The sequence below is a fragment of the Nocardia sp. NPDC102475 genome (assembly GCF_055584605.1).
On the sequence record NZ_JBVJLS010000004.1, the window covers coordinates 486063 to 506846 of the forward strand.

Below are 20784 nucleotides of genomic sequence, written 5' to 3' on the forward strand. Positions count from 1 at the left end.
CGGAGTATCCCTCTCATCCGGTGGCCAGGCTTCGGGTGTATTCGACGAATGCCGTGTGGACGGTGGCGCGGTCGTCGGGTGTCTTCGCCAGTGCGCTGAGCGCGGCGACCGCCTCTGGTGCGGTGAGCTCGGCGACCGCCTCTGGTGCGGTGAGCTCGGCGACGTCGAGTGTTGCCAGCGCGGCGATCCAGTCGATGGTCTCGGCGACGCCGGGCGGCTTGTCGAGATCGAGTTCGCGGGCGCGGCCCACGAATCCGGTGGCGTGTTCGATCAACGCGTCGGTTGCCCCGGGCACGGTGCGGCGCACGATCGCCACCGCGCGAGTCGGCTCCGGGTAGTCGATCCAGTGGTAGAGGCAGCGCCGCCGCAGCGCGTCGTGCAGGTCGCGACTGCGGTTGGAGGTCAGCACCGCCAGCGGCGGGTGTTCGGCGACGAAGGTCCCGAGTTCGGGTACGGTCACCGTGGCCTCACCGAGGAATTCGAGCAGCAGCGCTTCGAATTCGTCATCGGCGCGGTCGATTTCGTCGATCAGCAGCACCGGGGGCGTCGGACCGCGATAGCGGGCACAGCGCAGGATCGGGCGGTCGACCAGGAATGCCTCGGTGAACAGATCGGCTTCGGTGAGGTCGGCGCCGCGCGCCTCGGCGAGCCGGATGCTGAGCAGTTGACGCTGGTAGTTCCAGTCGTACAGCGCTTCGCTCACGGTGAGTCCCTCGTAGCACTGCAGGCGGATCAGTGGTGCACCGAGCACGGTGGCCAGGGTCTTGGCCGCCGTTGTCTTGCCCACTCCCGGTTCGCCTTCCAGCAGCAGCGGCCGGCCCAATGTGGTGGCCAGATAGAAGGCGGCGGCGGTTCCGGTGTCGAGCAGGTAGTCGTCGGCGTCGAATCGTCGGACCACGTCCTCGATATCGTCGAACGGCGACATCATGGCGACGTGGCGGCGCGCAGGCGCTCGTAGTCGTCCCAGGTGTCCACATCCAAGGGCATCGGCGCGTCCACGTCGAGTCGAGACACCGGGACGCGGCCGGACTCGATGATCTTCCACACGGCTTTGTCGCCGTGCAATCGGGCGAACTCGCCGAATACGCTGCGACTCAGCCAGAATGGATGCCCGACACCGTCGTGGTAGCGACAGACGGTGATGGCCGTGGATGTTCCCTCGGCGATCAGTCGCTCGACGGTCGCCGCCGACAGGCCCGGTTGATCACCGAGCATCAGCACCATTCCGGCAGCATCGGGGTGTACCACGCGCAGGGCCGAACGCAACGACGACGAACAGCCCGAACCGAAGTCGTCGGCCATGACCACCTCCAGCCCGGCGAGATCGATCTGCTGCCGGATCGCCGCGGCCGCGCCGCCGAGGGTGACGATGATCTGATCGAAAGCGCAGGACCGCACCGCGTCGAGGGTGGCGCCGAGAACCGTCGTATTCCGGTACGGCAGTAGCTGTTTCGCAGTGCCCAGGCGCCGTGAGGCGCCCGCGGCGAGTACGACTCCGGTGACGAACCCGATTGTCATGAGCCCGTCTTCGCGAAGGAGGTGCGGCAGCCGGAGCTGCAGAACCAGTGGTCGACATCGTCGATGGTGAGATGCGGTGTGTCCGGCCCGACCGTCACGGTCATGCCGCACACCGGATCGAGCGCCTCGACCGCGACATCCACCGTGCGGGGTGTCACCGCCAAACCGTCCTTGCGGATCGCCTGGATCACTTGCGCGACAATCGAGACGGCGATCTCGGCGGAGGTTTTGGCGCCGATCGGCAAACCCACCGGGGTGCGCACGCGCGCCCGCTCGGCGTCGGTCAATCCGAGTTCGTCGAGAATCGATGCCCCCCGAATTCTGCTGGCCACCAACCCGATATAGCCCAGACCCGCATCGAGCGCGGCGCGGATCAGCTCGGCTTCGGGGCCACCATGGCTGGCGATCACCATCGCCGTCGTATCGGTCAGCGAATCCGGCGAGTCGGCTCCGGCCACACTGCGCTGCACCCCGAATCCGACCAGTTCGCACATGTCGGCCAGGGCGTCCGCGATAGGTGTCGCGCCGCAGATGCGCACCAACGGCGCCGGGATCTGCGGCTCGAGGAATATCTCCAACGCTCCGCCGGACAAACACGGATTCACCACGACCGCCGCGCCGGGCGCTTCGGGAAACTGCAGATCGCCGTCGGGCAGTACGCGCAGCAGCACACTCTCGTGCGACTGCAGGGCCCCCAGCGCCGCCTTGCGGACCGAGTTCTGGGCGCACTGGCCGCCGACGAACCCTTCGATCGTCCCGTCCTGCAACAGGATCGCCTCATCCCCGGCGTGCGCCGAGGTCGGCTGCTGCGCGCGCACGACGGTCGCGTGCACGAACGGAGTCCGGGTGCGGACCAACTGCTGTGCGCGCTCGCTCATCTTCATCGGTGATCCCATCGCCGGCACCCACTCAGATCGGCGGTGTGGGCCGCCCCTGCATCGCTTCCCACACCCGCGACGGCGTCAGCGGCATGTCGGCGTGCCGGACTCCGTACGGCGCCAATGCATCCACCACGGCGTTGACCACCGCTGCGGGCGATCCGACCGTGGCCGATTCGCCGATGCCTTTCGCGCCGATCGGGTGGTGCGGCGAAGGGGTGACCGTGTAGCCGGTCTCCAAATGCGGAACTTCGACCGCCGTCGGAATGAGGTAATCCATCAGGGATCCGCTCAGGCAGTTGCCGTCCTCGTCGAAGGCCATGATCTGCATCAGCGCCATACCGATGCCGTCGGTGATGCCGCCGTGCACCTGACCCTCGATGATCATCGGATTGATCCGGGTGCCGCAGTCGTCGACGGCGAGGAAACGCCGCATCGTCACCACGGCTGTCCCCGGGTCGATGTCGACGACGCAGAAATACGCACCATACGGGTAGGTGAGATTCTCCGGGTTGTAGCAGATCTGCGCGTCGAGTCCGCCCTCGATGCCTTCGGGCAGATCTCCGGCGCCGTGTGCTCGCATCGCGATCTGCTGGATCGTCACGGCCGCGGACGGATCTCCTTTGACGTGGAAAGAGCCCTTCTCCCACTCGAGGTCGGCGATGGAGACCTCGAGCATGCCGGATGCGATGATCCGCGCCTTGTCGCGCACCTTGCGCGCCACCAGTGCGGCGGCGGCGCCCGAGACCGGTGTCGAGCGGCTGCCGTAGGTGCCCAGGCCGAACGGAGTCTGATCGGTATCGCCGTGCACCACGTCGATATCCTCGGGCGGGATGCCGAGTTCTTCGGCGACGATCTGGGCGAACGTCGTCTCGTGCCCCTGCCCCTGGGTCTGCACCGCTATGCGCACAACGGCTTTGCCGGTTGGATGGATGCGCAGTTCGCACCCGTCGGCCATCCCGAGTCCGAGGATGTCCATATCCTTACGCGGACCCGCACCGACGGCCTCGGTGAAGAAGGACATACCGATGCCCATCAGCTCACCGCGGGCGCGCTTGGCCTGCTGCTCCTTTCGCAAGGCGTCGTAGCCGATCATGTCCATCGCCAGGCGCATGGTCTTCTCGTAGTCGCCGGAGTCGTACACCCAGCCGGTCTTGGAGGTGTACGGGAACTGGTCGGGGCGAAGGAGATTGCGCAGCCGCAGCTCGGCCGGGTCCATCTTCAGTTCGTAGGCGAGGCAATCGACCAACCGCTCGACGAAGTAGACGGCCTCGGTGATCCGGAACGAGCACGCGTAGGCGACGCCGCCGGGGGCCTTGTTCGTGTAGACCGCGGTCATCTTGCAGTAGGCGGCCTCGATGTCGTAGCTGCCGGTGAACACGCCGAAGAAGCCCGCCGGATACTTCAACGGTGCGGCGGTGCCGTTGAAGGCGCCGTGATCGGCGAGCACGGTCGACCGGATGGCCAGGATCTTGCCCTCGGCGGTGGCGGCGATCTCGCCGACCATGATGTAGTCGCGGGCGAATCCGGTGCTGGTGAGGTTCTCGCTGCGATCCTCCATCCACTTCACCGGTTTGCCCAGCAACAGCGACCCGACGATGGCGCAGACGTATCCCGGATAGATGGGCACCTTGTTGCCGAAGCCGCCGCCGATATCGGGTGAGATCACCCGGATCTTGTGCTCGGGCAGCCCGGCCACCAACGCATAGAGCGTGCGGTGGGCATGCGGTGCCTGGCTCGTCGACCACAGCGTGAGCTTGCCCGTCACGGGATCGAGATCCGCGACGGCACCGCAGGTCTCCATCGGGGCGGGATGCACTCGCGGATAGACGATTTCCTGTTTTACGACGACGTCGGCGCGCGCGAACACCGCCTCGGTCGCGGCGGCGTCGCCGGTCTCCCAGTCGAAGCAGTGGTTGTCGCGCTTGCCCTCGAGATCGTCGCGGATCACCGGCATCCCGGGCGTCAGTGCGGTCCGGGCGTCGATGACCGGATCGAGCATTTCGTACTCGACGTTGATGAGCTCCAACGCATCACGGGCGGAGTAGCGGTCCTCGGCGACGACGAAGGCCACCTCCTGGCCCTGGAACCGGACCTTGTCCGTGGCCAGCACCGCTTGCACATCGTTGGACAGCGTCGGCATCCAGGCCAGTCCCTTCGCCGCCAGATCCGCACCCGTGACAACTGCTCTGACCTTCGGATGTGCCTGTGCTGCGGAGATATCGACGCTGACGATCCGGGCGTGCGCGAACGGGGAACGCAGGATCGCCAAATGCAGCATGCCGGGCAGCGATACGTCGTCGACGTAATTGCCGTGGCCGCGAATGAACCGCGGATCCTCCTTGCGCAGCATCCTGCCGTGACCGCACGGCTTGTGATCGTTGTCGACACGGTCTTCGGGCCGGGATTCGACGGCGGTCATGACGTGCTCCCGACCGGTGTCGGTGGGGCGGCGGGTTCGGGCTCGACCGCTTCGCCGCGTTGTTTCGCCGCGGCCCACTGGATCGACCGCACGATGGTGGTGTATCCGGTGCAGCGGCAGATCTGGCCCGAGATCGCCTCGCGGATGGTCTGCTCGTCGGGATCCGGGTTGCGGTCGAGCAGGGCGCGGGCGGTGATCATCATGGCGGGCGTGCAGAATCCGCACTGCAACCCGTGGCACTGCATAAAGCCTTCTTGCACGGGATCGAGCCGGCCGTCCACTTCGAGCCCCTCGACGGTGCGCACCGCACGACCGCCGGCCATGACGGCCAGCATCGTGCACGACTTCACCGGTTCGCCGTCGACCTGCACCACACAGGCGCCGCAGTTGCTGGTGTCACAGCCCCAGTGGGTTCCGGTGAGCCGCAACTGATCTCGCAGGAAATGCACGAGCAGGGTGCGTGGCTCGACCTGCGCGGTCACCGGCTCGCCGTTGACGGTCATGGTTACCTGCATGGCTAATTCCCTTCCGGCGCAGGGTGATTCAGTACGCGCTCGACCGCGGTGCGCAGCACGCGAATCGTCAGTTCGGACGCGAGATGGCGTTTGTAGTCCGCGCTGCCGCGCGCATCGGAGACAGGTGAGCACGCCGCGCTCGCCCGGCGGCCCGCCGCCGCGAAAACCTCCTCGGTGGGCGGCTCACCGATGAGCACGTCCACCGAGGAGGCCAGTGCCGCTGGATCGGGGTCGACCGCGGTCAGACCGATCCGTGCGGCCGCTATCGCCTCGCCGCGCAGGGTCACCGTCGCGCCGGCCGCCGCGATCGCCCAGTCGCCGACTCGGCGCGCCACCTTCGCGTAGGCGCTCGATGTCCGATGCCGCACCGGGATTCGGATCTCGATCAGAAGTTCGTTGTGCGACATGGCGGGTTCATATGGGCCGACCAGGAAGTCGTCCATCGCGATCTCCCGGTCGCCGGACGGTCCGCGCACCAGGCAGGTGGCGCCGAGGACCGTGCAGACAGTGCACAGATCTTCGGCGGGATCGGCCTGGCACAGCGAGCCACCGATCGTGCCGCGGTTGCGTACGACCGGGTCGGCGATCACGCGCTCGGCGTCACGGAAGATCGGGCACACCGTGGCGAGGTCGTCGGATTCCAGTACATGCCGATGCCGGACCATCGCGCCGATGCGCACCAGGGTCGGATCGGTGACGATGTAGCCCAGTTCGGCGGCCAGGTCGTTGATGTCGATGAGATATTCCGGATTGGCCAGACGCAGCTTCATCATCGGCAGCAGGCTGTGCCCGCCCGCGACGATGCGCGCCTCCTCCCCGAGCCGGTCCAGTAGTCCGATGGCGTGATCCACGCCCGTTGCGCGCTCGTATTCGAATGGCCCAGGAACTTGCATGTGATCGACCTCACATCAGCGGGAATGAGCCAAGCCTCGGCCCCGCTGAGCTGGGCGTCAAGACCGATTTAAGGAATCACTTAATTCGCTGTTCGCGCTGGTCGGATGGTGAATCCGGCCGCCGGTTCTGCTCAGTGCGGCGCCGTGTCCGCCCCAGCGTCGCGCGATGATCTCGGCCGCGATGGACACCGCCGTCTCCTCCGGTGTCCGCCCGCCCAGATCCAGCCCGATCGGGCTGGCGAGGCGGGTGAGTTGTTCGTCGGTGAGGCCTGCCTGTCGCAATCGGCCCAGCCGCTCGTCGTGCGTGCGGCGCGACCCCATGGCACCGACATAGCCGATCTGCGGCGCGCGCAGCGCCACCTCGAGCAGCGGAACGTCGAACTTGGGATCGTGGGTCAGCACGCAGACGACGGTTTGCGAGTCGACCGCGCCGGCCGTGATCTGCGCGGCCAGGTAGCGGTGCGGCCAGTCGACGACGACCTCGTCGGCGGTCGGGAACCGGGCAGAGGTGGCGAAGACCGGCCGCGCGTCGCACACCGTCACCCGGTAGCCGAGGAATGATCCCTGCTGGGCGACGGCGGCGGCGAAATCGATCGCCCCGAATACCAGCATCCTCGGCTGCCGGGCGTAACTGGCGACGAAAACACCCATGCCCTCGCCGCGGCGCTGCCCGTCCGGACCATAGGACAGCACTTCGGTGCGTCCCGCCGCGAGCAGCCCGCGTGCGTCATCGGTGACGGCATCGTCTGCGCGCGCCGACCCCAGCGTGCCGTGCGCATCGCTCGGCCGGATCAGCAGCCGACGCCCTACCCGGGCAGTGTCGGGGTGCTCGATGACGGTCGCGATGGCGACCGGCCGGTGCTCGGCGATATCCGCGGCGACCTCGCCGAGTTCCGGAAACGTCTCCCGCGAGATCGCTTCGACGAAGATGTCGATGATGCCGCCGCAGGTGAGACCGACAGCGAATGCGTCCTCGTCGGAGAAGCCGTAGCGCTGCAGCACCGGAGAACCGGTCCGGATGACGTCGGTGGCGAGTTCGTAGACCGCGCCCTCGACACAGCCACCGGAAACCGAACCGCCGACCGTTCCGTCCGGGGCGACGACCATGGCCGCACCAGGCGGTCGCGGCGACGAACGGAAGGTCCGCACGACTGTTGCGACCCCAGCTGTGCCCCCGGCGTTCCATGTTGTCATCAGATCCGTGAGCACGTCCTGCATAATGCGTCCTCCAGACGCGATGCAGCCGTCGGCGCTGCGTACACCTCCAAAGTAGACTCGGATTGTGACGCCCGCCCAGCTTCGGGCCTACTCGACCGTGGTGCGGCTCGGCTCCGTCCATGCGGCGGCCGGCGAGCTGGGGATGTCGGATGCCGGTGTCTCGACGCACATCGCCCAATTGCGCAAGGAACTCGACGACCCGCTGTTCACCCGCGCGGCATCGGGTCTGGCCTTCACCCCCGGCGGGCTGCGCTTGGCCAGCCGGGCGATCGAGATTCTCGGACTGCAGCGCCAGACCGCCATCGAGGTGAGCGAGGCGGCGCATGGCCGGCGGCTGCTACGTATCGCGGCATCGAGCGTGTTCGCCGAACATGCCGCGCCCGGCCTCATCGACCTGTTCGCGGCGCGGGCGAAGGATCTGTCGGTGGAGCTGAGTGTGCATCCCACCAGCCGGTTTCGCAGCCTGATCGAGACCCGTGCGGTGGATATCGCGCTGGGACCCGGGCACGACGGCCCCGACTCGACCATCACCGCCCGGCCGTTCCTGAAGTATCAGATCATTTCGGTCGCGCGCCCCGACAGCCCACTGGCCGACATCGCACCGCATCCGGCGCTGCTGCGGGAACAGCAGTGGATGCTGGGCCCCAGTGCAGGCAGTGTCGACGGGCACATCGCGACGATGCTGCGCGAGTTGGCCATTCCCGAATCACACCAGCGGATCTTCCAGAGCGACGCTGCCGCCCTCGAAGAGGTCCGCTGTGCCGGGGGCATCACCCTGACGATCGGCTTCGCCGTCTCCTCCGACCTGGCGACCGGTCGGTTGCGCCACATCAAGGGACCTGGCCTTCAGGTATCCGATGAGTGGTGCGCAACCACCCTGCCACCCGACACTCGCCAGCCCGCGGTGTCGGAGCTGCTGCGGTTCATCACCACCCCGCGATGCACCCAGGCGATGATCCGCGGGTCCGGCGTCGGCGTCACCCGGTTCCGCCCGAAAGTGCATGTGACGCTGTGGAGTTGACGCGCAGGGTCAGTGGGATGCGGTGGATTCGAGCGGACGCAACGACCAAGGCACCGCCTCGATCGGAACTGTCGCAGCAGATCTGTCCATCCGGCTCGTCTTGGATCCGGTCGTGAATTCGGGATCGGTCCCCATGATGACGCGGCCTTCACTGTTGACCAGCACTACCCGCTGACCGAATGCTTGGAATCGCGGAAGCAGGACCTCCTCGATCGCGGCGACCGGCACATCGGCGCCGGCGATTCCGAGGAATGTTCCCGATGTGGTCGTGACCGGTATCGAGAAGGTGCAGACGTACTCATCGGTGCACGCGTAATCGAGGTGTGGCCCCTGTACCCATCGCCGACCCTGCTCGTGCGGAACCGTGAACCAGTCCATTTTGGTGTAGTCGTAGAAGTATTCACTACCGGGATTCAATTCCAGGACCAGGCGTTGCGCGGTGGGAAGCCACCATTCGAGGTGTCGGGGGTGATCGGCCAGCACGCTGTCGGCCATCACTACGCCTGCGCCGTTGAACAATTTTCCGCGCGACTCGAGTTCGCCGAGGATGGTCTCGCGCAGCGGTGCCAGATCAGTTGCCCGGGGAGCGGACCGCAGCTTCTCGGTCAGCTCATCCCAGAGGGTTGTCAGCGCGGTCCCGATGGTTGCCAGCGATAGGTAGACCTCGTCAGCCAGTTTTGTGACGGAATCAGCGAGCGACTCGATGGTCGCGGGGGTCGGAAAGTTATCGGTGTCCCTCACTGAGCTCCAAGCGCAAAGCAACAAGGCGGCGGATGCGTGATTCCGTATGCGATTCTGCCAGTTCTCTGGCCCGGGCATCGTCTTCTTGTTCGATCGCGTCCACCACGTCACGATGGGCGGTCGCCTCGACCGCAGGGTCCAGCTTCAGGCCCGGCAGCCAGAGCAAGGCGGAGAGCTCTGCCTGCAGACCGACCTCGGCGCGGGTCAGCCGGGTGGACTGTGCGCACACCGCCATCTCGATGTGGAAGCGGCTGTCGGCCTGGCGGGCCGAGACGATGTCGGAGCTGTCCTCGAGCCGGTCGGCCAAGGCGCGCAGTCCGGATATATCGGCCCGCAAGCTGCGGCGCGCGGCGAACACGGCAACCGCCCCGGTGACGGCGAAGTGCTCGTCCCCTAGGTCGCGCAGCTCCTGAACGCTCATCTGTTGCAACCGCGCCAGCGAGGTGGCCTCGAAGACCTCCGCCGAAGCGCTGATGAAGCTGCCACCCCCGCGCCCGCGCTTGGTGTGCACGATGCCCTGCTGCCGAAGTACGGCCAGCGCCTCGCGCAGGGTCATCGTCGATACACCCAACTGGTTGGCGAGGTCGGTCTCACTCGGCAACTGCTGGCCGTCGGCCATCACACCGAGGCTGATCGCAGCAGACAGCCGCTGCACGACGGCATCGGTTTTCGGACCACCGCCCTCGAGCGGTGACAGCACTGCGCCGAGCGCGGTCAATCCGGCCCTCTTCTGGTGGGACAACGCGACTCCTGGGGTGGCGGGACCTGACACGATTCTACTCAATTAACAATTGAAATATGAACTATAAAGTTTTATGTAAACCTCTTGAACTATGAAATCTAATGTCTTAGGTTAAGGGCACCGCCCCGCATGGACACCTCGACGCGCCGACGTCACGATCGAAACAGGAATTTCCCATGTCCGAGAGCCTGACCTGCCATACGGAAGTCGACGGACTGTGTGTGACGTGGCGCATGGTTCATCATCATGTGATCGCGATTGTCGCCGTGCACAACGCATCCGACGCTTCGCCGGTGGCGTCCTTCTGCCCCAGCAGCTACCCGGATCTCGCGCGTGCGCGAGAGCTCCTTCCGGAACTGGCGAGGCTGTGGGATGCGGTCCGCCGCGAATTCTGGACGAAACTGATCCCACCGCGGCTGGTGCCCAGCAGGCAGGCATTGGCATAACGTCGCCGAGCACCATCGTCGCGGTGCATACTCAGCCTGATTCGCCAGTCGATTGCGTGGAATAGCCAGGCCAGAGTTCAGCGCCCAGACGACGATGGAGCGACACATGGACGACCACAGCGAACCCATGCCGCGGCCGACGGCGTTCCCACGCATCGACGACTACGGTTTCATCTCCGACTGCGAGGTCACCGCACTCATCGCCCCCAGCGGAGCAGTCGAATGGATGTGTCTGCCCCGCATGGACTCCCCCAGCGTCTTCGCGGCCATGCTCGATCGTTCCGCCGGTTCGTTTCGGTTCGCCCCCGCCGACTACATGGTGCCCACCGATCGCCGCTACGTCCCCGGCACGATGGTGATGGAGACGAGTTGGCGCAGTGGCGAAGGGTGGGCGACGGTCCGCGATGTGCTGCTGGTCGGGCCCTGGCGACACCAGGTCCCCGGCCGTAGCGCCCACTGCCGAACCCCCACCGACTACGACGCCGAGCACATTCTGCTGCGGACGGTGCACTGTGAGACCGGGCAAATCCAGTTCGTGCTCGACTGTCAGCCCTCCTTCGACTACGGCAGGCATCGAGCGCATTGGGAGTACCTCGACAGTTACTACGCCGCGCAGGCCGGCGCCGACGGGATCGATCTGCAGCTGACGCTGAGCACCGACATGCGCTTGGGGCTGGAAGGGACGCATGCGCTGGCCCGCACCCTGCTGAAGGCGGGCGACACACGCTTTTGCGCGCTCTCCTGGGGTAGTCGCGACGCGCCCCGCGCCGTTGACGAGGCCGATGCACGGATGCTGCGGACCATCCATCATTGGCGGCACTGGCTGGCCGGTGGGCGGTTTCCGGACCATCCGTGGGCTGCCCAGCTCACCCGCAGCGCGCTGACCCTCAAGGGACTGACCTTCGCGCCCACCGGCGCCATCATCGCCGCCGCCACCACGTCATTACCCGAAACGCCAGGCGGACAACGCAATTGGGACTATCGCTACTCGTGGATACGCGACTCCGCCTTCGCGCTGTGGGGCCTGTACACGCTGGGCTTCAGCTGGGAGGCCAACGACTTCTTCTCCTACATCATCGGCTTGACCGAAGATGTCCGGGATATGCAGATCGTCTACGGTATCGGTGGCGAAAGCGACCTCACCGAGCAGACCCTCACCCACCTGCGCGGCTACGAAAATGCCCGCCCCGTGCGCATCGGCAACGGCGCGTACCGGCAACGCCAGCACGATGTGTGGGGTGCTGCGCTGGACGCGGTGTACCTCTACGCGCGCAACCAGGACCGAATCGACGCGCGAGCCTGGTTGGTGCTGAGCCGGGCGGTCAAAAGCGCTCTCACCTACTGGCGCGAGCCCGACCATGGCATCTGGGAAGTACGCGGGGAGCCCCAGCATTTCACCTCCAGCAAGGTGATGTGCTGGGTTGCCGCCGATCGCGGCGCCCGGCTGGCTCGCATCCACCAGGACTTCGAACGCGCGCATCGCTGGCAACAGGCCGCAGACGAGATCCACGCCGACATATGCACTCATGCCCTCGATTCCCGGCAGGTGTTCACCCAGTACTACGGCAGCACCGCGCTGGATGCCTCGACCCTGCTCATCCCGCTGGTTCGTTTCCTGCCCCCTGACGACGACCGGGTACGCAACACGGTGTTGGCCATCGCCGACGAACTGACCGAAGACGGCCTCGTATTGCGGTATCGCGTCGGTGAAACCGACGATGGCTGCGCAGGGGAAGAGGGTGCCTTCACGATCTGCTCGTTCTGGCTGGTCTCGGCGCTGTCGGAGATCGGCGAGAAGACACGAGCCAAACAGCTGTGCGAGAAACTGCTCGCCTACGCCAGCCCCCTCGGCCTCTACGCCGAGGAGATCGACCCCCGGACCGGTCGGCACTGGGGCAACTTCCCCCAGGCGTTCACCCACCTCGCCCTGATCAACGCCGTAATGCACGTCATCCAGGACGAACAAGCGATATTGCGGCAGGCGCTCGGCGGGGAATCGATCGCCCCCCGACTCGACGATGCATCGTTCACACTGGGATACATGCACCGCTGACCCTGATGCCGTGGCCGGGTATCCGCGCGACGACCGCACCCGAAATGTCAGCAGTCGCATCGCCGCTGGTCCGTGGAGCCTCGGCCTGGCACGAAATCCATTCGCGCATAACAACTTCCGAGGATTTCGATCGGTACGGGATGGGTGCTACCACCGTCGCTCGGCAATGCACGTTGTGTGAAGCGCACTGCGGGATTCTGGTGACCGTCGAGGATGATCAGGTCACCCGGATCGAGGGCAATAACGCACCGGTCATCGCGTACTGGTGAGATCGGGCACTGTGCCCTGGGTACGGCTTCGGGAATTCACTTTGCGGCTCGGGCTGGGGTCAGGAACCCCCGTGGCCCGTGGTGACCGAGCTCGACTGGGTGGGCCGCGCCGGCCCGGAAATCGAGCCCGCCGCGACTCGCGGCAATCATGTTGCACTACAGCCATTTCGAGGATGTGGGTTACTGTCCTGCGGACCCGTGTGCTGGCGATCCAGTTGCTCGGGCGGTCATGTCGTACTCCGGAATCGAGGCAAGCGAATGAACCACAAGCTCTGGTTGCTCGGACGGTCTGTCACGGTCGGCGCTCACATTCTCGGTGAGAAGTTGTTTCGGCCGAAAGCCCGTGACCTCGAGGACGTCCCGGTATCCGGTGAGACGCTGACCCCGCAGTGGCTGACGGCCGTCCTGTGCCGCGATGTCCCCGATGCCGAGGTGCTGTCGTTCGAAACCTCGAGCGGCAGCCGCGGAACATCCACTCGTGTCGCGATTCGTGTCGAGTACAACGAGACGGGCAAGCAGGCGAGCTTACCGACCGATCTCTTCGCGAAGACCACGACGGCCTTCTCCCAACGCATCCTGCTCGGTGGCGGGAAGATGATCGACGGCGAGACCCGGTTCTTCAGGGATTTTCGGCCCCGGGCCGACATCGAGGCTCCGTTCGGCTATTGGGGCGCAGCCGATTCGGCGTCCTGGCGATCGATCGCCCTGATGGAAGACATCGTCTCGACCCGTGGTGCGCAGTTCATCGAGCCGACCGCCCCGATCGCCCGTGACCAGATCGAAGACCTGGTGCGCAATCTCGCCCGGCTCCACCGCACCTTCTGGAACCACCCGTCGATCACGGACCTCAAGACCACGACCGAGGCACTCCAGGCATACCTTGCCGCCATCGACATGAAAAAGCGTTGCGAGGTCGGTCTGCGCCGCGCCGGGGAGGTGGTTCCCCAGGTTCTGCACGGCCAGAGCGAACGCCTGTGGGCCGGTGTCGAGCGTGCGATCGACAAGGCGACGAACGAGCTGCCCCAGACCCTGCTGCACGGTGATCCGCACATCGGACAGACATACCGAACCGGCACGGGGCGAATGGGATTCGTCGACTGGCAGGTCGTGATGCGGGGAGGCTGGGCGCACGACTTCGCCTACACCGTCATCTCGGGATGCGAGCCCGAGGATCGGCGCGCCTGGGACCGGGAACTGTTGGCGGCCTACCTGGACGAACTCGGAACCCTCGGCGGCGAAGCGCCATCCTTCGACGACGCATGGCTGGCCTACCGGCAACAGTCCATGTTCGCTTACGCCGCTTGGGCGTTCACCATCGGCAGGGCAGCCTATCAACCCGAGATGCAGCCCGTGGAGACCTGCTTGACGCTTTTGAAGCGCATCACCACGGCCATCGACGATCACGATTCGCTGCACGCCCTCGGCGTCTGACACCGACTTGCCGCCAACCGATCTCGCGCCCGGGCGGCGGCCCGGCCGCGCATCGGAGGCGAAAAGCGAACTGTGGAGCCAATTTTCCCGTGCGTTGATGATTGCCGTCCATGGGCGCTATATCATCGACCGGTTCCGGCGCAGACCCGGTAACTCGCTCCAGTGCCGTGTCCGGGCAGAGAGCGGTAGTTCAGCAGTCAAGTAGTGCATACGAATCCGTTTGGAGTTTTGCCCTTGAGTTTGCCGCAATCCCAGGCCCCCGCTCAGTCGTGCCCGGTCGTCCACGGCTCGCCAACCGATTCCGACGACCCGCGGGTGCCCATGTACTCGCCCGAGTTCGCGGCCGATCCACATCATGCCTATCGCGAAATGCGTAGGCGTTATGGATCTTTGGCGCCGGTCGAGTTGGCGCCCGGCGTACCGGCCACCTTGGTGATCGGCTACGGCACCGCGGTGCGGATCCTCAATGATCCCGAACATTTCCCCGCCGACCCACGGGCCTGGCAGAAGGACATTCCCGCGGACTGCCCCATTCTTCCCCTGCTGGAGTGGCGGCCCATGGCAAGTCGCAGCACCGGTACCGAGTTCACCCGCTACCGCGGAGCGATCACCGCCAGCATCGACGAGATCGACCTGTACGCCCTGCACGCGGTCGTGGAGAGGCTCGCAATCCCGCTGATCAACTCCTTCTGCCAGGACGGGTCCGCCGACCTGATCCGCCAGTACCTGTACCCGTTGGTGTTCGAAGTGGTGAACTACCTGCTCGGCTGCCCGCCGGAGATCGGCGGACAGGTCGCCGCCGGTACGGCCGCGCTGCTCGAGGGTGTCGACGCCGAGAAGGGGAACCAAATGCTCGGGGAGGCGCTGATGAGCCTCGTGGCACTCAAACGCGCCGACCCCCAACGCGACATCACCTCGGTGCTGCTCCAGCACCCCGCCCAGCTGGACGACGTCGAAGCCTCGCACCACGTATCACAGGTCTACGGCACCGGGATCGAATTCGAGCTGAACCTGATCGCTAACACCTTGCTGCTGATCCTCACCGACGAGCGCTTCGGCGAAAGCTTCCTCGGCGGCAACCTGTCCTCCCGCGATGCCCTCGACGAGGTCTTGTTCAACGACCCGCCACTGGCGAACCTGCTGATCACCTACCCACGCCACCCGATCCTCATCGACGATGTGTGGCTGCCCGCCCACCAGCCCGTCGTCATCAGCATGGCCGCCTGCAACAACGACCCCGCGATCCGCACCGGCGACCTGACCGGCAACCGCTCCCACCTTGCCTGGGGCCTGGGCCCGCACGCCTGCCCGGCGCGCACCCTGGCCTACCTGATCGCGCAGGAGGCCATCGACCAACTACTCGACGCACTGCCGGAGATCGAACTCGACCTGCCGAATCAGACACCCAACTGGCGACCAGGCCCCTTCCACCGGGCGCTGACCGAATTGCCGGTCACCTTCCCACCCACCGCTCCGCTGAAATACCAAGGGCAGTCCCCGCACTGACAAAGGCACTATCGACGATCACGGTCGAGTGTCGGATCGATCGGCGTTCAAACACCTCACCTGGGATGCGGGACAAGGGCTCGGATTCGACGGCGACGATCAGTTCATCGTGGTCCGGTGCCTGCGGCAGGGCCGGTGGACTGTCGGGCGATCGGGGTATCTGCTCATTCCGGCGGTTTTCCGGCACCGCTGTATCGGCCCGAGATATGGCAGGGGCCCGCATGAACGCCGATATCGATGCGGCCTTGCGACTGATCGTCGCGCGCCTGGACCTGGACATGGTTGATCGCATATCGGTGATGCCGACCTTCTCCGGATATCTTGCCCGGTTGCGGGTCGCGGTCCCAGCGACCACGCTGCACACCTACAACCTGAGTCCTGACCAGGGGGCGGGCGGCTAAGCAATTCATCCCACGCCCAGTTTCGAATCACGTCGACATACATAGATAAGGCCAGAAACATCGTCTCCCCCTCGTTGAACCAACCGAGGGTTTGACAATTCGCGGCCCGTCGAGTGGATCGCGCCGCTGGGCGCTGCGGGCGATTAGTCGGGAAGATAGTTGGGGTCGCGTTGGCAGGTGAGGTCGGTATCGGGGAGGGTGCCGTCACGGAAGTAGGTGTTGACGACGTCGTTCACGCAGTGGCTCAGGTCGGAGCCGAGGACGCCGTGAACGCGGGTGTCTGCCAGTGTGATCATTCGTGACGCTGTCAGGTCCTGGTGCAGCCCAAGGCCTTGCTGGTAGGCGGTGCGGGTGTCGCGGGTCGCCTGCAGGATCAGGGCTGGTGTCGAGTTGTGCACGACAGTGGGTGGCTCGACCGGGTCCGGCCAAAACGCGCAGGCTGTGATGTTGTTGGCGAACGCGCCGAACACCGGTTGGGTCGCCCGGACGCCTTCGATATTGCGGCGATACCAGGCCAGATCTCGGGGTGCGGCCTTGTCGCCGCACAGGACCGCGGCCATGCCCGAGGCATCTAGCGGAACGGGACCGTTGATCTTCGCTTTCAGTTGCTCCATGTCGATGGGCAGCCCGGACACTGCGTCGGATACGGTCCGCACGAGCTCGGCGAGGTTGGTGTTCTTTTTCGGATTGGACAACAGCGACAGCAGCATCATCGGAACGGTGTGCTCGTCGATGAGATAGCCGTTGCCGATGACCGGATGGGTGGCGGCACGTCGGATCATGTCCTCGACAAAGGCTCGGACCTGCGGTGCGCTGGTACCGAAGTGGTAGTCGGCGTCGTGGCGGGCCGCCCAGATCGCCCAGTCGTCGAGCCCGGCCTCGTTGACGGCGCCCATGTCCTGGTAGGTGCCGATCCAGTAGCGGTCCGGGTCGATGGCGCTGTCCAGCACGATGCGGTCACTGTGCTGAGGGAACATCTGCGTGTACACGGCGCCCAGGTAGGTGCCGTAGGAGTCGCCGTAGTAGTTGAGCTCGCGTTCACCGAATGCGCCGCGGATGACATCCATATCTCGGGCGGTATTGCGGGTGGTGATGAACCGGGCCTTCTCGGGATCGGGTACTACGCAGGAAGCCGCGAGCGCGGCGGCCAAGGTGGCGTCGCGCGCATAGCCGAAGGCGTCGAAGCCGGCCGAGAACAACATGGTGGGCAGCGGCAGCGCACAACTCATTCGGTCCGATCGGCCGATACCACGCGGGTCCATGCCGATAAGGTCGTACCGGGCACGGACATCCGGTGTCAGCCGATCCCGGAGGTCGGCGATCATGCTCAGGCCCGGACCGCCGGGACCGCCGGGGTTGGACAGCATGATCCCGCGTCTGAGTTCAGGGTCGGTGGCCGGGATACGCGAGATCGCTACGGTCAGCGTGCGCGAGTCCGGTCGGGTGTAGTCGAGCGGTACTACAACGCCCGCGCACTGAGCCCCCGCGCTGTCGAGCGCCGCGTCGTTACACGGCTTCCAGTCCAGCGGCTGGTGATAGAACGTCTCCAGCCCACCCGCGATGTCGTCGACCGGGTCGGCGCTTGCCGGTCCCACGGGCAAGGTGGCGAATGCAGCTGCCGATATGACCCCGACAACGAGCCATCGAATCCATGTTGTCGGCATCGCATCTCCTGCCCGCGACCTCCGTGTACGCATCCCTGATTCCGCCGCACAGCCATTTTCGGAGTCTCGGACCAGCACCCTACTGCCGTTTGCTGAAACCGGCTCGGCGAGGCAGAGATTCTCAGGAGCGTCACACATGCTTGCCTGATTACGTCGGGGTTGCGCCTCCGACATCTGGTTTTGCGGGGCGCCCGACGTGCACGGCTCATAGGTCGGCGCGATAACAGCGTATGCCGAGCGATTGCCGACCGCGTCGAGGCCAGGCGCCCGCGCTGAAATCCGCTCAGTCCGGCGAGCCTTCTCCTCCTCGCTGGGCGGCCTCGACCGTTGTTGGAAAAATTAAGCTGTGAATATGAGATCGTTATGTTACCGTGACCTAGATCTCGAATTGGTGTGACTAGTTGTGCGGGCCCCCCAGCGCCTGCGCGTCGGATAGTTGGACGCGGGAGGCGTGATGGAATCCCGGCATATGTTGTCGACATATCGGAAAAATGCTTGCCGCACAGCGTGTTCGGCTACCGGTGTGCCTGGTCCGCCAGTCGACGGCGCGCCAAGGCAACCAGCGATGTGGTGGCGGATCGGCCGACAGTGGCTTGCACCCCTCACGCTCGCCCTGATCATGCTGGCGGCAGCATTGTCGATGCCGGTCGCGCGAGCCACAGCGCTGTCCCCTGGTGACGATCCCTTCTATGCCGCACCCCCCGATCTCGCGTCACATCCGAACGGCGCGGTGCTCGGATCGCGGACGATCCCACTGCTCGGTCTGCCGATACCCGTGGTGGCGTGGCAATTGCGGTATCGCACAACCGATTCCGAAGAGCATCCGCAGCTGGATGTGACCACGGTGCTGGTGCCGCCGGTGCCCTGGAACGGTCCGCGGCCGGTGTTGTCGTACCAGGTACCCGAGAACAGTCTGGACACCCGGTGCGCGCCGTCGTCCACGCTGCGGGGCGGCAGCGACAGCAACATGGCGAGCGCCATGCAGGATGCGCCGTTCATCGCGGACGCACTGCGGCGGGGATGGGCCGTCGTGGTCAGCGATTACGAAGGGCCGCAGTCCCGGCTCTTCGACGGCGTGACATCCGGGCGTGGAGTCCTGGACGGAATCCGGGCCGCACTGTCGTTCCCGCCAGCCGGCATCGATGCCTCGAGCCCGATCGGCGCCTGGGGATACTCGAGTGGAGCCTTCGCCACGCTGTGGGCCACCCAGTTGCGTCAGGAATATGCACCAGACGTGCGATTCGTCGGCACCAGCGCCGGCGGAATCCCCACCGATATCCCGGCCGTGGCACAACGCGCCGACGGCGCCGTGGGGGCGATACTGATCCTGCTCGGGCTGGCCCGCAATGAACCCGACTCCCGGTTGGCCGACTTGCTGAACGACCGGGGCCGCCGCGCGCTGCTCGCCGCAGACACCTCCGCCTGCGGTGCGGATCTGGCTCAGAAATACTCCGACATCCACGTCGACGACTTGGCCACAGTCCCGAACCTGTTGGCGCAGCCTGCTTTCCGCAACGCCGCCATGCCCAATGAACTCGGCCGTACCACTCCCGACACCCCGCTGTACCTGTACCACAGCGTTGCCGACGAGAAGATCCCCGTCGCCGGCTACACCGCCCTCGTCGACAGCTACTGTGCTCAGGGTGCCACCCTCACCGCGATCCACTCGCTGTTCCCGACGCATATCGGAGCCGCCGCGGGCGAAGCCTTGGGCGGCATGAAGTTCCTCGCCGACCGCTTCGCCGGCGCCCCACAAGCCCCGGGGTGTGTGGTGCAGTAAGCGCCGGCCCACCAGGCCGAGTGCAATGCCCGCCGCCGTCGGCGGCAGGTATCAGAGCTGGTCGGGGATGAGCTGGAGCTGGTTACGGGCAAGCCGGCCGCGACGAAACTCAGGTCTGCTTTGATGCCGCTAGGGTGACGGATTTAGCACCAACATCAACGACCGAGCCCGCGAGCGCCCAGGTGTTTTCGCCGGGTTCTACTGATGGCGAGACAGCAGTGCCCGATCGCCAGTCGCCGCGGAGACAATCGGCGTTCTGCTTCCAGTGGCCGGTTCGTGCTGGCATCCTCGAGATAGCAACTGCGACAAGGGGGATCATGAATACCGCGCCACCGAACTGGTACCCCGACCCTCAGAACGAGGGCTTTCTGAGGTATTGGAACGGCACCGAATGGACCGGTGACCGTGTACCTCCCTCCGCGGTCGACATCACCGACCAGACCCAGCAGAACGTTGGGCAGGCCTCGAAGGTCCCGCTGTTCGGTGCCCGTGCGCACGCGAAGAAGCAGTCGCAGGAGCTGGCGGACGCGCTCGCCGAAAACCAAAGGCTACGAGCACAATTGGCGAGTACCGGAGGGCTCGAGATCGCCGAACTACAACAGCTGCGGGACCAGTACGCAGCACAGGTCACCGACCAGCAAACGCTGCTGGACAGCCTCCGCACGCAGGTGATCAACACTCGAGAAGAGTCGGTGCTTCAGGAGATCGGCATCTACGAATACCGCCACCCCCTGTCCGACTCAGTCGCCTACCGTGACGAGCTCAAGCAACTACAAGGTGAGATCAAGGACATGGCGCGCCGCGACGGCGGCGCGATCGAGGCCTTGAAAACATGGGTGGTCGAGGGGTCGGTCACCGATGGCCGCAAGATGATCCGCGAATACTCGATGCTGATGCTGCGCGCGTACAACGCCGAGGCCGACAACCTCGTCCGAAGCCTCAAGCCCTACAAGCTATCCAGCGCGCTGGAACGCCTCGACAAGATCGCTTTCACGCTTCTCGGACGTGGAGATGCCGACAATCCTCGCCCAACTCGCGCTGGTGCGCTCCTTCGTGGCACGAGAGTTCGAACAATCACGGCGCCACTGAAATTGGCTCCGCTCAACCTCACAACCGATACCAATCCGCCCCCATCAACCGTTGGAAGGCGAGATCACCGATCACCTGGGCTATGACCATGACAGTCTGAACTAATACTGCAACTGCACTCAGGTGGTTCGGTGCTGGTAGACCTGTCGGGTGGTGTTGGATCATGTTGTGGCGGAGCTGGATTCGTTGATGGCGAG

The 20784-nt window shown here is 65.5% G+C and carries 19 protein-coding genes; 9 read left to right on the plus strand and 10 right to left on the minus strand.

The features are described 5' to 3' along the window. Positions 1-13: 13 nt before the first annotated feature. From ACZ60G_RS10515 to ACZ60G_RS10545, 7 genes are read right to left on the minus strand one after another with little or no spacing between them, the layout of a single operon-like run. Positions 14-928: an AAA family ATPase gene (locus ACZ60G_RS10515; protein ID WP_465809102.1), complete on the minus strand. Its 915-nt coding sequence runs from the start codon at positions 926-928 to the stop codon at positions 14-16. Then, positions 925-1518: a nucleotidyltransferase family protein gene (locus ACZ60G_RS10520; protein WP_465809104.1), complete on the minus strand. Its 594-nt coding sequence runs from the start codon at positions 1516-1518 to the stop codon at positions 925-927. The genes ACZ60G_RS10515 and ACZ60G_RS10520 overlap by 4 nt, the downstream gene beginning before the upstream one ends. Next, positions 1515-2402: an XdhC family protein gene (locus ACZ60G_RS10525; protein ID WP_465809105.1), complete on the minus strand. Its 888-nt coding sequence runs from the start codon at positions 2400-2402 to the stop codon at positions 1515-1517. The genes ACZ60G_RS10520 and ACZ60G_RS10525 overlap by 4 nt, the downstream gene beginning before the upstream one ends. Positions 2403-2427: 25 nt before the next feature. Further along, positions 2428-4818, minus strand: coding sequence for an aerobic carbon-monoxide dehydrogenase large subunit (locus tag ACZ60G_RS10530; RefSeq protein WP_465809107.1), 2391 nt, complete (start codon positions 4816-4818; stop codon positions 2428-2430). Continuing rightward, positions 4815-5333 carry a (2Fe-2S)-binding protein gene (locus ACZ60G_RS10535; protein ID WP_465809109.1) on the minus strand — a complete coding sequence of 173 codons (519 nt, stop codon included), beginning with the start codon at positions 5331-5333 and terminating at the stop codon, positions 4815-4817. Before ACZ60G_RS10535 ends, ACZ60G_RS10530 begins: the two co-directional genes overlap by 4 nt. Before the next feature lie 2 nt (positions 5334-5335). After that, complete coding sequence (locus ACZ60G_RS10540) at positions 5336-6226, minus strand: FAD binding domain-containing protein (protein WP_465809110.1); 891 nt, start codon at positions 6224-6226, stop codon at positions 5336-5338. A 57-nt stretch (positions 6227-6283) separates the two neighbouring features. After that, positions 6284-7444 (minus strand): XdhC family protein, encoded by a 1161-nt coding sequence (locus ACZ60G_RS10545; protein WP_465809111.1) that lies wholly within the window; start codon positions 7442-7444, stop codon positions 6284-6286. A gap of 64 nt (positions 7445-7508) precedes the next feature. On the opposite strand from ACZ60G_RS10545, the gene ACZ60G_RS10550 reads away from it, so the two are divergent. Beyond that, positions 7509-8465 (plus strand): LysR family transcriptional regulator, encoded by a 957-nt coding sequence (locus ACZ60G_RS10550; RefSeq protein WP_465809113.1) that lies wholly within the window; start codon positions 7509-7511, stop codon positions 8463-8465. 9 nt (positions 8466-8474) lie between these two features. On the opposite strand, the gene ACZ60G_RS10555 is transcribed toward ACZ60G_RS10550, so the two are convergent. Continuing rightward, on the minus strand, positions 8475-9206 hold the full coding sequence (locus ACZ60G_RS10555) for a cache domain-containing protein (protein ID WP_465809115.1): 732 nt from the start codon (positions 9204-9206) through the stop codon (positions 8475-8477). Continuing rightward, entirely contained in the window at positions 9190-9948 is a 759-nt protein-coding gene (locus tag ACZ60G_RS10560; RefSeq protein WP_465809117.1) for a FadR/GntR family transcriptional regulator, read from the minus strand. The genes ACZ60G_RS10555 and ACZ60G_RS10560 overlap by 17 nt, the downstream gene beginning before the upstream one ends. Positions 9949-10124: 176 nt before the next feature. Here ACZ60G_RS10560 and ACZ60G_RS10565 point away from each other — a divergent pair, with 176 nt between their 5' ends. The 6 genes from ACZ60G_RS10565 (at position 10125) to ACZ60G_RS10590 (ending at position 16054) form a co-directional block, all read left to right on the plus strand. Next, positions 10125-10394, plus strand: a complete 270-nt coding sequence (locus ACZ60G_RS10565) for a hypothetical protein (protein WP_465809119.1) — start codon at positions 10125-10127, stop codon at positions 10392-10394. Between the two features lie 94 nt (positions 10395-10488). Further along, positions 10489-12447 (plus strand): glycoside hydrolase family 15 protein, encoded by a 1959-nt coding sequence (locus ACZ60G_RS10570; RefSeq protein ID WP_465809121.1) that lies wholly within the window; start codon positions 10489-10491, stop codon positions 12445-12447. Positions 12448-12491: 44 nt separating this feature from the next. Then, positions 12492-12716 (plus strand): hypothetical protein, encoded by a 225-nt coding sequence (locus ACZ60G_RS10575; RefSeq protein ID WP_465809123.1) that lies wholly within the window; start codon positions 12492-12494, stop codon positions 12714-12716. A 258-nt stretch (positions 12717-12974) separates the two neighbouring features. Next, positions 12975-14147, plus strand: a complete 1173-nt coding sequence (locus ACZ60G_RS10580) for an aminoglycoside phosphotransferase family protein (protein ID WP_465809125.1) — start codon at positions 12975-12977, stop codon at positions 14145-14147. Between the two features lie 234 nt (positions 14148-14381). Further along, the gene (locus ACZ60G_RS10585) at positions 14382-15653 is read left to right on the plus strand and encodes a cytochrome P450 family protein (protein WP_465809127.1); all 1272 of its coding nucleotides are present in this window, start codon (positions 14382-14384) and stop codon (positions 15651-15653) included. 221 nt (positions 15654-15874) lie between these two features. After that, positions 15875-16054 (plus strand): hypothetical protein, encoded by a 180-nt coding sequence (locus ACZ60G_RS10590; protein ID WP_465809129.1) that lies wholly within the window; start codon positions 15875-15877, stop codon positions 16052-16054. Positions 16055-16197: 143 nt separating this feature from the next. Here ACZ60G_RS10590 and ACZ60G_RS10595 read toward each other — a convergent pair whose 3' ends face one another. Further along, a complete protein-coding gene (locus ACZ60G_RS10595; RefSeq protein ID WP_465809131.1) occupies positions 16198-17718 on the minus strand; it encodes an alpha/beta fold hydrolase in 1521 nt (506 codons plus the stop codon). Between the two features lie 565 nt (positions 17719-18283). Here ACZ60G_RS10595 and ACZ60G_RS10600 point away from each other — a divergent pair. Both ACZ60G_RS10600 and ACZ60G_RS10605 read left to right on the plus strand, forming a co-directional pair. Beyond that, positions 18284-19498 (plus strand): lipase family protein, encoded by a 1215-nt coding sequence (locus ACZ60G_RS10600; protein ID WP_465809132.1) that lies wholly within the window; start codon positions 18284-18286, stop codon positions 19496-19498. A gap of 317 nt (positions 19499-19815) precedes the next feature. Beyond that, on the plus strand, positions 19816-20673 hold the full coding sequence (locus ACZ60G_RS10605; RefSeq protein WP_465809134.1) for an SNIPE associated domain-containing protein: 858 nt from the start codon (positions 19816-19818) through the stop codon (positions 20671-20673). Positions 20674-20784: the final 111 nt, after the last annotated feature.